Consider the following 13,610-nt stretch of genomic DNA (forward strand, 5'->3'; position numbering starts at 1 on the left):
TTTCCGTTGACCGACGCCGGGGTCCCCGCCATAATACTTTCGGTTCACGCACGAATCCGCTGCCAGAGACAGCCGGCGCAAACGGGTCTTACCCGCGAGCTTAATGGGACATCCCGCCAGCCGAGGTGGTCGAGTAGATATGTCTTCTCGCCCCCGTCGCTCATGCAGCGCGGGGGCTTTCTTTTTGGACATGCCCCCGTCACGTCCTTGTGGCGGACCGTGCCCGGAAAGAATTCGAGGAGGTGTAATTCATGCCCCAGCAGTACAAAATCGACAAGGTTGCAGAGATCGAGTCCCGTATCGCCGAGAACGCCGGTCTGTTCGTCGTCAACTACAACGGTCTGACGGTTAAGCAGGCTCAGGAGCTGCGTCATCAGCTTCGCGAGTGCGGCGCCGAGATGAAGGTCTACAAGAACAACCTGGTCAAGATCGCCCTCAAGAACCAGGAGCAGCCCGAGATCGACGAGATTCTCGCCGGCCCCGTCGCTTATGTGTTCTACGAGACCGAGCCGGTCGAGGCCGCTAAGGCCCTTAAGGACTTCTCCGCTAAGTCCAAGGGCGTCCTTGAGATCAAGGGCGGTATCTCCGACGGCAAGGCCGTTTCCGCTGATGATGTTAAGGCTATCGCCGAGCTGCCCACCAAGGATCAGCTTCTCGGCCAGATCGCCGGTCTCATCTCCGGTTTCGCTCGCGACATCGCTGTCTGCGTCAACGGCGTTTCCTCTGGTCTCGCTCGTTCGATCCAGCAGGTCTCCGAGCAGAAGGCAGCCTAGTCGCTGTCTTCACCCGCGGCGACAACGCCGCACCCCTGGCGCATTCGCGCCGTGTTTTAACTGATCTCCGTGCATTCGCACGGAAACCGAAAGGACTTAGAAATGGCTAAGCTTACCACCGATGAGATCATCGATGCTCTTAAGGAAATGACCCTTCTCGAGGCTTCCGAGCTCGTTAAGGCTATCGAGGACACCTTCGGCGTTTCCGCCGCTGCTCCTGCCGCTGTTGTCGCCGCTCCCGCTGCTGGCGCTGCTGAGGCCGAGGAGAAGACCGAGTTTGACGTCGTGCTCGAGGGCTTCGGCGACAACAAGATCCAGGTCATCAAGGCCGTCCGTGAGCTCACCAACCTTGGCCTGAAGGAGGCCAAGGAGGTCGTCGAGGGCGCTCCCAAGGCTGTTCTCGAGGGTGCCAAGAAGGAGGACGCCGAGGCTGCCAAGGAGAAGCTCGAGGCTGCTGGCGCTGCTGTCACCCTCAAGTAATCAGGCTTTCTCGCCAGATTTCTTTGCAGACGGGGTTCGCATTGCGAGCCCCGTCTTTTTTGTTTTTCGGTCCCTCGACATCGGTTGCTCAAACTGCCATGTTCTGTGATTTGCGTCGTATCGGCTGCCTTGCCGTTGGGCAATAAAATTGCACCATTCGAGCAATAATTTGCGTTGACCTGCTGAAGAATTGTCTCTGCCTTGTAGCGACATATAGTTCCAGCGGTAAGATGCTTGGGTATCGCAATTTGGTCTGCGGCTGTGTGCCGCACGCATGGGGCGCTTTTGCGCCTGCGAAAGGATCTTTGAATAACATGAAGGCAATCATCCCCGCCGCCGGTCTTGGCACGCGTTTTCTGCCTGGCACTAAGTGCACGCCCAAAGAGATGCTGCCGGTGCTCGACAAGCCCGTCATTCAGTACGTCGTCGAGGAAGCGCTCGATCCCGAGGAGGTCGACGATGCCATCATCGTTACTTCTCCCGGTAAGCCCGAGCTACTGAACTACTTCCAGCCCGATCGATCGCTCGAGAACCTGCTGCGCGAGCGCGGCAAGAACGCCTATGCCGACGCCGTCGCCCACGCTGGCGGTATGCCGGTCGACTTCCGTTATCAGTACGAGCCCAAGGGCCTCGGCCATGCTATCCGCTCTGCTTCCGACGCCGTGGCAGGGGAGAACTTCCTGGTTCTTCTGGGCGACTACGTTGTGCCTAACCGCGATATCTGCGACAAGATGCTCGCCGTTTCCAAGGAGCACGGTGGCGCTTCGGTTATCGCCGTCGCTGCTTGCTCGCCCGAGGAAGTCAGCCGCTACGGCGTTATCGCCGGTGAGCGCGTCGGTTCGCTCGAGGGCGCCGAGGGCGTTGCCGATGCCGAGCCGGGCGCTGTCTGGCGTATCGGCGGTCTGGTCGAGAAGCCCGCTCCCGAGGCGGCTCCGTCCAACCTGTACATTGTCGGTCGCTACCTGCTGAGCCCGCTGGTCATGGACCTGCTGGCAGATCAGCAGGCCGGCAAGGGCGGCGAGATTCAGCTCACCGACGCCATGGCCCGTTCGCTCGACCGCGAGGCCATGTATGCAGTCGTCATCGACCCGCTGTCGGGCTACGACACCGGCACTCCCTCTGGCTGGATGGCCACCAACGCCCTCATGGCTGCAAGCGACCCCCGCTTTGCCGATGCCTTCTGGGACGCCATCGACGAGCGCGGCGGATTGATGCGCAAGTAGGCCTTTGGGCATCGACATTTACGGGCGCGGACTTCGGTTCGCGCCCGTTTTTTATAAGAGCTGCGATTGCCGGCTCTCTGTTCACAGAAAATATATGAACAGATGTTCGATACACATACATCTACCTGCGTGTTTTCTGTCGAAAAACTTTGCTACTCCAAAAACTCAATCGCGTCAAGGCTTTTCTTGCCCAACGGTCGGTACCTGATAAACTATTAGGTTGCGATAACTGGCGAAGCTATGCCTCGCCAACCCACCGAGCATTTCCGTGAAGGAGGAAAAACCTGGTGACCTACGCATACACTGCCACTGAGCGCAAGCGCGTCAGCTTCGGGAAAATCCCGGAGGCCATGGAGCTCCCCAACCTTATCTCTGTTCAAAGGGAATCCTTTGAGCGTTTTAAGGACGAGGGCCTTCGTGAGGCGTTCAAGGAATCCAGCCCCATCCAGAGCCAGAACCATGTTCTCGAGGTTACCTTCGGCGAGCATCAGTTCGGCGACCCCGCGCACACCGTCGAGGAGTGCCGCGAGAAGGACATGACCTATCAGGCCCCGCTTCTGACCGACGTCCGTCTCACCAACAAGGAGACCGGCGAGATCAAGGAGCAGCTCGTCTTCATGGGCGACTTCCCCATGATGACCGATCAGGGCACCTTCATCATCAACGGTACCGAGCGTATCGTCGTCTCGCAGCTCGTCCGCTCCCCGGGCGTGTACTACAGCTCCGAGATGGATTCGGGCAAGCAGATCTACAAGGCCCAGATCATCCCGTCCCGCGGTGCTTGGCTTGAGTTTGAGGTCGACAAGCGCGACCAGCTCATGGTCTCCATCGACCGTAAGCGCAAGCAGAGCGCCACGATGTTCCTGCGCGCCCTTGGCATTGCCGTCACCAACGACGACATCATCGAGCTGCTCGGCAACTCCGATGTGATCAAGCGCACCCTGGAGCGCGACACCGCCCTCACCCGCGAGGATGCCCTTATCGAGATCTACCGTCGCCTGCGCCCGGGCGAGCCTCCCACCGTGGACGCTTCCCGCAGCCTGCTCGAGGGCCTGCTCTTTAACCCGCAGCGCTACGATCTGGCCCGCGTCGGTCGTTACAAGGTCAACAAGAAGCTCAACCTCACCACCGAGGAAGAGGTCACGGTGCTCACCGACGAGGATATCGTCGCGACGCTGCGCTACCTGCTGTCCCTCGCTGCCGGCGAGCAGGGCTTCAAGGTCGACGACATCGACCACTTCGGCAACCGCCGCATCCGTACCGTCGGCGAGCTCGTCGCCAACCAGTTCCGTATCGGCATGAGTCGTATGGAGCGCGTCGTCCGTGAGCGCATGAGCTCCCAGGACATCGACGAGATCACCCCGCAGTCGCTCATCAACATCCGCCCGATCGTGGCCTCCATCAAGGAGTTCTTCGGTTCCTCGCAGCTCTCGCAGTTCATGGACCAGGCGAACCCCCTGACCGGTCTGACCCACAAGCGCCGTCTGTCCGCACTCGGCCCTGGCGGTCTTGCCGGCCACAAGTCGGGCTCCAGCCGCCGCACCAACGTGCCGACGGCCGTCCGCGACGTTCACAACTCGCACTACAGCCGCATGTGCCCGATCGAGACCCCCGAAGGCCCCAACATCGGCCTGATCGGCTCGCTCGCCCTCTACGCCCGCGTCAACGAGTACGGCTTCATCGAGGCTCCGTTCCGTCGCGTCGAGAACGGCGTTGCCACCGACCAGATCGACTGGATGACCGCTGACGAGGAAGAGAAGCACGTTATCGCGCCGGCCAACACGCCGCTCGATCCCAAGACCAACGAGTTCATCACGACCGATGCCGAGGGCAAGATCGTCCGCCCGCACACCGTGATCGCCCGTACCCGCGACTTCGACGGCTCCTTCGGCGCTCCCGCCGACGTGCCCGTCGAGGACGTCGACTACATGGACGTCTCGCCGCGTCAGATGCTCTCCGTCGCAGCCACGCTGATCCCGTTCCTCGAGCACGACGACGCCAAGCGTACGCTGATGGGCGCTAACATGCAGCGTCAGGCCGTGCCGCTGGTTCACCCTGCCGCTCCCTATGTCGGTACCGGCATGGAGCGTCGCGCCGCTCTGGACTCCGGCGAGGTCACCCTGGCCAAGAACGCCGGCGAGGTCATCTTTGCCGACGCTGCCAAGATCATCGTCAAGCATGCCGGCGGCATGGACGAGTATCACCTGGCCAAGTACCAGCGCTCCAACCAGTCCACCTGCATCAACCACCGTCCGCTCGTGCGCGTCGGTGACACCGTTGAGCAGGGCGAGCCCCTGGCTGACGGTCCTTCGACCGATCATGGCGAGCTCGCACTGGGCCAGAACCTCACCGTGGCCTACATGCCGTGGGAAGGCTTCAACTACGAGGACGGTATCGTCGTGTCCGAGCGCCTGGTGGCCGAGGACCTGCTGACGACCATCAACATCACCCGTCACGAGATCGATGCCCGCGACACCAAGCTCGGCCCCGAGGAGATCACCCGCGAGATCCCGAACCTCTCCGAGGACATGCTTGCCAACCTCGACGAGGACGGCATCATCCGCATCGGCGCCGAGGTCGGTCCTGGCGACATCCTGGTCGGCAAGGTTACGCCTAAGGGCGAGAGCGCTCTGACCGCCGAGGAGCGCCTGCTGCGCGCCATCTTCGGTGCAAAGGCCCACGACGTCCGCGACACCTCCCTTAAGATGCCTCACGGCGCTTACGGCCGCGTCATCGACGTTGTCCGCTTTAGCCGCGAGAACGGCGACGATCTGGCCCCCGGCGTCAACGAGCAGGTGCGCGTCTACGTCGCCCAGCGTCGTAAGATCCAGCAGGGCGATAAGATCGCCGGTCGCCACGGCAACAAGGGTGTTATCTGTAACGTTCTGCCGGTCGAGGACATGCCCTACATGGCTGACGGTACCCCGATCGACGTTATCCTCAACCCGCTGGGCGTTCCTTCGCGTATGAACGTCGGCCAGCTGCTCGAGTGCCACCTTGGCTGGGCTGCTGCCTGCGGTTGGGATACTGAGCAGGCCGACTCCGATAAGTACGTCCCCGGTCCGTTCTTCACCGCCACGCCTGTCTTCGACGGCGCCAAGGAGGACGAGATCGCCGAGGTCATTCGTCGTGCCAACAAGAACATGCTCAACAAGGCCACCGCTGCCTTTGGCGATCACATGCGTCCCGAGTTCGTCACCCAGCTTGACGAGCGCGGCAAGACCCGCCTGTTCGACGGCCGCACCGGCGAGGAGTTCCGCGAGCCCATTACCGTGGGTACATCCTACATCCTCAAGCTCGGCCACATGGTCGACGACAAGATCCACGCCCGTTCGACCGGCCCTTACAGCCTGGTTACCCAGCAGCCTCTGGGCGGCAAGGCCCAGTTCGGCGGCCAGCGCTTCGGCGAGATGGAAGTTTGGGCACTGTACGCTTACGGTGCTTCCAACGTCCTGCAGGAGATCCTGACCGTCAAGTCCGACGATACCGTGGGCCGCGTCAAGACCTACGAGTCCATCGTCAAGGGCGAGAACGTTCCTGTCCCGGGTATCCCCGAGTCCTTCAAGGTTCTCGTCAAGGAGATTCGCTCCCTCGCACTGGACATCGAGCCCATGCACGATGCCGACGAGGACGCCTCCGCCCCTGTGACCGCCGAGGAGACCTCTGCTCTCGACGACCTGGCTGCGCTCGCCGGCGTTGACGCCGACGTCGAGGCCCAGGATGCCGAGACCGCCGAGGCACCCGAGGCTGTCGCCGCCACGACCACTGATAAGGAGTAGTTGACTGTGGCAGATTTCGAAGCTACTGATTTTGACTCGGTAAAGATCTCCCTTGCCTCCGCCGACCAGATCCGTTCCTGGTCGCACGGTGAGGTCAAGAAGCCGGAGACCATCAATTACCGTACCCTCAAGCCCGAAAAGGATGGCCTGTTCAGCGAGAAGATCTTCGGTCCCGCCAAGGACTGGGAGTGCTCCTGCGGCAAGTACAAGGGCATCCGCTTTAAGGGCATCGTCTGCGAGCGCTGCGGCGTCGAGGTCACCTCGGCCAAGGTGCGTCGTGACCGCATGGGCCACATCGAGCTCGCCGCTCCCGTGTCCCACATCTGGTACTTCAAGAGCCCCACGAGCTTCCCGATGAGCCGTATGCTCGACATCAAGTCCAAGGACCTCGAGAAGGTTCTGTACTTTGCCAGCTACATCATCACCGAGGTTGACTACGAGGCTCGCGAGGCCGACGCCGACGACCTGCGCGAGGAGCTCGCCGCCGATCTGGAAGAGATCGATGCCGAGTGCGCCCGCCAGATCGAGTCCCTCAAGGAGCAGGGCGACCCCGAGAACTTTGACGAGTTCTCCGACGAGGAGCCGCTGACCCCCGAGGAGATCGCCTCCGGCATCGTCGACATCGAGGAAGAGTGCAAGGACGAGAAGCAGCTCCGCACGGACGCCTTCAACGCCTTCATGAAGCTCACTGAGCGCGACCTCATCTCCGATGAGCCGCTGTTCCGCGAGATGACCCGTTACTACTCCATGTACTTCAAGGGTGGTATGGGTGCCGAGGCCGTCCGCGACCTGCTCGCTGCCATCGACCTCCCCTCCGAGGCCGAGAAGCTCAAGGCCATCATCGCCGACGAGGATTCCCAGAAGCAGAAGCGCGAGAAGGCCGTCAAGCGCCTCGAGGTCGTTGACGCCTTCCTGAAGGGCGGCAACAGCCCCGCGAACATGATCCTGGACGTCATCCCGGTCATTCCGCCCGATCTGCGCCCGATGGTCCAGCTCGACGGCGGCCGCTTCGCCGCGTCCGACCTCAATGACCTGTATCGTCGCGTGATCAACCGTAACAACCGACTCAAGCGCCTGCTCGACCTGGACGCCCCCGCGATCATCGTGAACAACGAGAAGCGCATGCTCCAGGAGTCCGTGGACGCCCTGTTCGACAACGGCCGTCGTGGTCGCCCGGTCTCTGGCCGTGGCGGTCGCCCGCTCAAGTCGCTCGCCGAGGCTCTCAAGGGCAAGCAGGGTCGTTTCCGTCAGAACCTGCTGGGCAAGCGTGTCGACTACTCCGGCCGTTCGGTTATCGTTACCGACCCCAAGCTGCTGCTGCACCAGTGCGGTCTGCCCAAGACCATGGCGCTGGAGCTCTTCAAGCCCTTCGTCATGAAGCGCCTGGTCGAGCTTGGCAAGGTCGAGAACATCAAGGGCGCCAAGCGCGCTATCGACCGCGGTGCCACCTTTGTGTGGGATATCCTCGAAGAGGTCATCGACGGCCGCGTCGTGCTGCTCAACCGTGCACCGACCCTGCACCGTCTGTCCATCCAGGCCTTTGAGCCGGTGCTGGTCGAGGGCAAGGCTATCCACCTGCACCCGCTGGTCTGCTCGCCCTTCAACGCCGACTTCGACGGCGACCAGATGTCTGTCCACGTGCCGCTGTCCAGCCAGGCTCAGGCCGAGGCCCGCGTGCTCATGCTCTCTGCGAACAACCTGCGCTCGCCGGCATCCGGCAAGCCGGTCAACATCCCCTCGCAGGACATGATCATCGGTGTGTACTACCTGACCCAGGTCCGCGACGGTCTGCCGGGCGAGAACCACGTGTTCTCGAGCTTCGACGACGCGCTGCACGCCTATGACTGCCGCTCTGAGGTCGACATGCAGGCCAAGATTCAGGTCCGCGTGTCTGCCGAGAACGCCAACGTCATCAACGAGGACGGCACCCGTATCTTCCGCGTCAAGAACGGCAAGAACGAGTTTGTCGACTACGACGTCACCGGCAACAAGACCGCGCGCTTCGAGACCTCCATCGGCCGCATCATCTTCAACCGCCAGTGCCTGCCCGAAGACTATGAGTTCATGAACTACAAGATGGTCAAGGGCGACGTGGCCAAGCTGGTTGCGGACTGCTGCGATCGCTATCCCGAGGCCAAGGTCGGCCCGATCCTCGACGCCATCAAGTACTCCGGCTTCCACTACGCTACCCGCGCCGGCCTTACCATCTCGGTGTGGGACGCTCTCATCCCTGCTGAGAAGCAGGAGCTGCTCGATCGCGCCCAGGCCAACGTCGACCAGATCAACGAGTACTTCGAGGAGGGCTTCATCAACGAGACGGAGCGCCACATCGAAGTCGTTAACGAGTGGACCGCTTGTACCGACAAGGTTGCAGCGCTCATGCTCGACATGTTCGACGAGGAGAACCCGCTCTACATGATGGCCGACTCCGGCGCCCGTGGCTCTAAGACCCAGCTGCGTCAGCTCGGCGGCATGCGTGGCCTGATGGCAGACATGTCCGGCGAGACGATCGACCTTCCCATTAAGGCGAACTTCCGCGAGGGCCTGCTGCCGCTCGAGTACTTCATTTCGACCTACGGCGCCCGTAAGGGCCTGGTCGATACCGCATCCCACACCTCGGACTCTGGTTATCTGACCCGTCGTCTGGTCGACGTGGCCCAGGACGTCATCGTCCGCGAGGAGGACTGCGGTACGCACGAGGGCGTCACCTACAACCTCATCATCCCCGGCACCACCGACCTCAACACCGACCTCGTCGGCCGTTGCTTCATTGAGGACGTCGTGGCTCCCGATGGCACCGTGCTCTTTGAGCAGGACGGCTACATCGAGAAGGTCGCCGACATCCAGAAGATGGTCGATGCCGGCCTTAAGAAGGTCAAGCTTCGCGCGCTGCTCACCTGCCGCTCCAAGTACGGCGTGTGCCAGAAGTGCTACGGCTGGGATCTTTCCACCCGTCGTCCGGTCGCCATCGGTACCGCGGTCGGCATTATTGCCGCCCAGTCCATCGGCGAGCCCGGTACACAGCTTACGATGCGTACCATTCACTCCGGCGGCGTCGCTGGCGTCGACGATATTACGCAGGGTCTGCCTACGGTCAGCCGTATGTTCGATATCGTCGGCAACGTCAACGAGAAGATCCTGGGTCGCGAGGCCGAGCTGGCTCCGTACTCCGGCCACCTCTCGATTAAGCCCGAGAAGTCCGAGTACGTGCTGACGCTCACCGACTCCGAGGATCACACCCGTGTCCTCGACGAGCGTCGCGTCCCCGCTTCGGTGCGCTTTATGCCCGAGATCGAGGACGGCTGCGAGGTTCGCGCCGGCGACCAGATCACCAAGGGCTTCGTCAACTTCCGCAACCTGCGCAAGCTGACCGACATCGAGTCGACGATGCACACCTTCGTCGAGAGCGTCAAGGACGTCTACACCAGCCAGGGCGTCGACCTGAACGACAAGCACATCGAGGTGCTCGCACGTCAGATGCTGCGTCGCGTTCAGATCACCAACCCCGGCGACTCCAAGTACCTGCTTGGTCAGTACGTCGACCGCTACGAGTTTGCCGACGAGGTCGAGCGCGTTGCCCGTCTGGGCGGTCAGGCTCCCGTGGCCGAGCCCGTCATCCTGGGTACGCTCAAGGTCGCGTCCAACATCGACTCCTGGCTGTCGAGCGCTTCGTTCATCCGTACCGCTGGCGTCCTTACCGAGGCTGCCATCGAGGGCAAGGTCGACCACCTGCTCGACCTTAAGTCCAACGTCATCGTCGGTAAGAAGATCCCGGCCGGTACCGGCCTCAAGCCGTATGCCAATGCCAAGCTGACGTATCGCACGGCCGACGGCTACGTGGACATCGACGGCCCGGCTTCGCCCAACGCCAAGTCGCTGCCCGAGTGGGCTCCGGTTGAGCTCAAGGACCTGGACGAGCAGCTCCCGCAGCAGCTTGACTGGGCCGGCTACGACGAGTTCGGTGGTGCTGACGGTTCGTTCACCCGCAACGGCCACACCATCTCCGCCGAGAAGGCTCGCCTGTACCTGTTCGATGACCTGGGCGTGTCGCAGCGCTGGACCAACAAGTTCAGCGAGGTCGGCATCGAGACGGTCGGCGACCTGGTCGGCAAGTCCGAGGAGGATCTGCTGCGCATCGATGGTATCGGTGCCAAGGCGATCGAGGAGCTCCGTGACGGCCTCGAGGCCCACGACCTGCTCTACATCCTCGAGAACAACGACGACGTTGCCGACGAGGAAGACCTCTCGCAGCTGCTGCAGATGGTCTTTAGCCCCGACGGTCCGGACGATATCCTGCTGGGTACCTCCGCTCCGACGCATCACGCCGACGCCGACGAGGAGCTCCTGGGCGCCCCGATCGACGACAAGAAGGCTCCCGCCAACGGTGCCATCAACGAGGACATGGCGTCCCTCGACGAGCTGCTCAACCAGCTCGTGGACACCGACGACGCCGAAGAGGCCAAGGACAACGACGAGGAGTAATTTCCTAGTACGTTAACCGCCCTTCCAAAGACCCGTTTCCCAACAGGGAAGCGGGTCTTTTTTGTTGAGGAACGTTGCCCTGACGAGCGCGTCGGATTCCCGGCCCGGGCTGCCGTCGGCTTAAGTTTGTCGCGAGTTCCGCACGCAAAGGAAAGCACTTAATGTGCTTTCCGTCTTGCGCAGGACTGTAGAGCAGCAAACTTAAGCCGACGGCAGCCCGGGCCGGGAATCCGCTCCCGCGCACAGGAGGGGATTCCTTTCGCCAAAAGGGACAGGTTTATTTTGGTAGGTTATTCCTGCTTGAATTTGAAACATTTCGTTCGGTCAAAGCGTATCTATGGTGAGGGCCTCAGCAAGAATCATTAACGTCACCGGGAGGTGATTATGGAAGAACAGGCATTTAGACAGGCGGTCGAAGATCACCGGGATGTCGTGTTTCGAATCGCATTGACGTACCTGCGCGATCGTGCCGATGCCGACGATATTGCCCAAGATGTCTTTCTGAAGTTACTCAAAAACGATGCGCAATTTGAAAGCTGGGAACATCTTCGTCGATGGCTTATCCGGGTCACGATCAATGAATGCAAATCTCTCTTTCGAAAGCCATGGAGGCGTGTGGAGGATATTGAGAACCTGGCCGATTCGCTTTCGGCGGCGCAGGATGAGACCAAGGCGGTCCTGTCAGACGTTATGCGACTTCCGGAGCGATTCCGTGTCCCCATCGTGCTCTATTACTATCTGGGCTTTTCGACCTCAGAGATTGCCGAGTTGTTGCATGTACCAGCCGCGACCGTTCGAACGCGTTTAGCTCGCGGCAGATCGAAACTCAAGTTCATCCTAGAGGAGGGCGACCGTGAAATCCAATCAAATCAAGCAGGCCTTCGAGTCCGTCCAAGCCGATAGCGATCTTGCTGACCGTGTTCTTTATGCCGCTGCTGGTGAGCCGCTTCGCCGAAAGGGTCACGCGAAGCCTCTGTATGTTGCCGTGATCGGATGCCTTGCCGGAGTGCTGGCGACCGGAGGGGTCGCCTACGCCGTTGTCAATTCCGGCTATTTTGCCTCAGCCTGGGGAAACCACGGCAATGGGGATTCCATTACCTGGACCAACGGTGGCTCATCGGGGACTAAATACACCTACACCAGAGAGTTTGGTGATGGCATCGCGCCCCAAAGCCTGGAGGGTGCAGTCCAGAAGGTTAATCTGTCCGTCGAGGGTAACGGTTATACGCTCGATATCCATGAGATGGCTATCGATCAAAACGGCTGCGGCGCCGTGACGTTTACGTTGTCCAATCCAAATGGAGTTAACTGCTACAAGCCGGCAGCAGAGATCGGCGAACTTGTTCTTTATGGTGAAGAAGAACAGGGCATCGGCACGCCCGATATGAAGTTCGGCGAGGAATGGGCTGACACACGCTGCACCATTGATAAGGACACATCAAGCGATACTGTCATTAATGGCACGATGTACTTTGCTTCTATGGATCGCGAGCGAGGTTTTCAACATGCGGTCACCTGGAATATCTCGTGGACCGAGGGCGAAGGCGAGGATGCGAAGCCGTTCGAGGCATCGACGCCCGAGTTTAGCGTTGGAGCGTACGTCGATACAAAGGAACTCCGCTCCGATGACTCGACTCTTGAGATTAGCCCGTTTTCCATCCAGACGCACATCGATGATCTGGGCTATGAAGCAGTTGATAATAAGCTGACCGTCAGCTACAAGGATGGATCGGAGCAGACTATCGAAGATGACGACGCAGGGGTGTTCAACTTATATTTTTCTTATGCGCGCAATAGCGGAGAGAACATCTGGGTGCCAACGAAGTTGATTGATGTCGACCAAGTGGTCTCAGTAACGCTTGAGGGCACGAGGTGCACGTCAACAGGAGAGACCGAAACAGAAGTACCCTTTACCATCGTCTATTTGTAAGATTTGGGGCCGCTTCCTACTAGGGGAAGCGGCCTCTTTTGCGTTAAATGGAAACGCCGCCGATTTCCATGCGACAGATGAGAGCAGATTACCGCTGGAGCGCGACGTTTCCCCAGATAAAACCGACCAAAATAAACCTGTCCCTTTTTGGCAGGGAACGTTGCCCCGACGAGCACGTCGGATTCCCGGTCCGGGCGGCCCGCTGTTTAAGTTTGTCGCGAGTTCCGCACGCAAAGGAAAGCACTTAATGTGCTTTCCGTCTTGCGCAGGACTGTAGAGCAGCAAACTTAAACAGCGGGCCGCCCGGACCGGGAATCCGCCCCCGCGCACCGAAGGGGATTCCTTTTGTGTAGGCTTTGCGGAAATATGCTCATTTTGGGATACGCCCGGCGGCGTGGTCTGTTGACGGCACAGCTAACGCCACGTATCCTATCGAACTGCGTGTTTCGTAGGGGGATGCTGACCCCTCGATTCAAGCCGTTGCACTTTACAGAAAGCTGGAATCATTCGAGAAGGAGTACGCTTTGCCTACTATTAACCAGCTGGTTCGCCAGGGCCGTCGTTCCGTGCCCAAGAAGTCCAAGAACGCTGCTCTGCAGCACAACTCCCAGAAGCGCGGCGTGTGCACCCGCGTCTTCACCACGAGCCCCAAGAAGCCGAACTCGGCTCTTCGTAAGGTTGCCCGTGTTCGCCTTGTCAACGGCATCGAAGTTACTGCTTACATCCCGGGTGAGGGCCACAACCTGCAGGAGCACTCCATCGTGCTCGTCCGCGGCGGTCGTGTCCGTGACCTCCCTGGTGTCCGTTATCACGTCATCCGTGGCGCCTACGACGCTGCTCCGGTCCAGAACCGTATGCAGGCCCGTTCCAAGTACGGTGCTAAGCGCCCCAAGGCTAAATAAGCCAGATAACGTTTTGATACTTTCGCCGTGTGCCGCCTAAG

The 13,610-nt window shown here is 60.5% G+C and carries 8 protein-coding genes; all 8 read left to right on the forward strand.

The genetic code is table 11. The features are described from left to right. Positions 1 to 251 precede the first annotated feature (251 nt). The 8 genes from rplJ to rpsL all read left to right on the forward strand — a co-directional run bounded on the left by rplJ (position 252) and on the right by rpsL (position 13,569). Positions 252 to 773, forward strand: coding sequence for a 50S ribosomal protein L10 (gene rplJ, locus FGQ67_RS00655; protein WP_055250258.1), 522 nt, complete (start codon positions 252 to 254; stop codon positions 771 to 773). A 102-nt stretch (positions 774 to 875) separates the two neighbouring features. After that, positions 876 to 1,253 carry a 50S ribosomal protein L7/L12 gene (rplL, locus tag FGQ67_RS00660; RefSeq protein WP_006235005.1) on the forward strand — a complete coding sequence of 126 codons (378 nt, stop codon included), beginning with the start codon at positions 876 to 878 and terminating at the stop codon, positions 1,251 to 1,253. Positions 1,254 to 1,567: 314 nt separating this feature from the next. Next, positions 1,568 to 2,476, forward strand: coding sequence for a UTP--glucose-1-phosphate uridylyltransferase (locus FGQ67_RS00665; RefSeq protein ID WP_138339611.1), 909 nt, complete (start codon positions 1,568 to 1,570; stop codon positions 2,474 to 2,476). A gap of 287 nt (positions 2,477 to 2,763) precedes the next feature. Next, positions 2,764 to 6,255 (forward strand): DNA-directed RNA polymerase subunit beta, encoded by a 3,492-nt coding sequence (rpoB, locus tag FGQ67_RS00670; protein WP_199408647.1) that lies wholly within the window; start codon positions 2,764 to 2,766, stop codon positions 6,253 to 6,255. 6 nt (positions 6,256 to 6,261) lie between these two features. Beyond that, positions 6,262 to 10,737, forward strand: a complete 4,476-nt coding sequence (locus tag FGQ67_RS00675; protein ID WP_171025112.1) for a DNA-directed RNA polymerase subunit beta' — start codon at positions 6,262 to 6,264, stop codon at positions 10,735 to 10,737. Positions 10,738 to 11,121: 384 nt separating this feature from the next. Then, a complete protein-coding gene (locus tag FGQ67_RS00680; RefSeq protein ID WP_171025113.1) occupies positions 11,122 to 11,640 on the forward strand; it encodes an RNA polymerase sigma factor in 519 nt (172 codons plus the stop codon). Continuing rightward, positions 11,591 to 12,667, forward strand: a complete 1,077-nt coding sequence (locus tag FGQ67_RS00685) for a DUF4179 domain-containing protein (protein WP_138339613.1) — start codon at positions 11,591 to 11,593, stop codon at positions 12,665 to 12,667. The genes FGQ67_RS00680 and FGQ67_RS00685 overlap by 50 nt, the downstream gene beginning before the upstream one ends. A 524-nt stretch (positions 12,668 to 13,191) precedes the next feature. After that, positions 13,192 to 13,569, forward strand: a complete 378-nt coding sequence (gene rpsL / locus FGQ67_RS00690) for a 30S ribosomal protein S12 (RefSeq protein WP_006235012.1) — start codon at positions 13,192 to 13,194, stop codon at positions 13,567 to 13,569. Positions 13,570 to 13,610 lie beyond the last annotated feature (41 nt).

The sequence above is a fragment of the Collinsella aerofaciens genome (assembly GCF_005845035.1).
Lineage (GTDB): Bacteria > Actinomycetota > Coriobacteriia > Coriobacteriales > Coriobacteriaceae > Collinsella > Collinsella aerofaciens_I.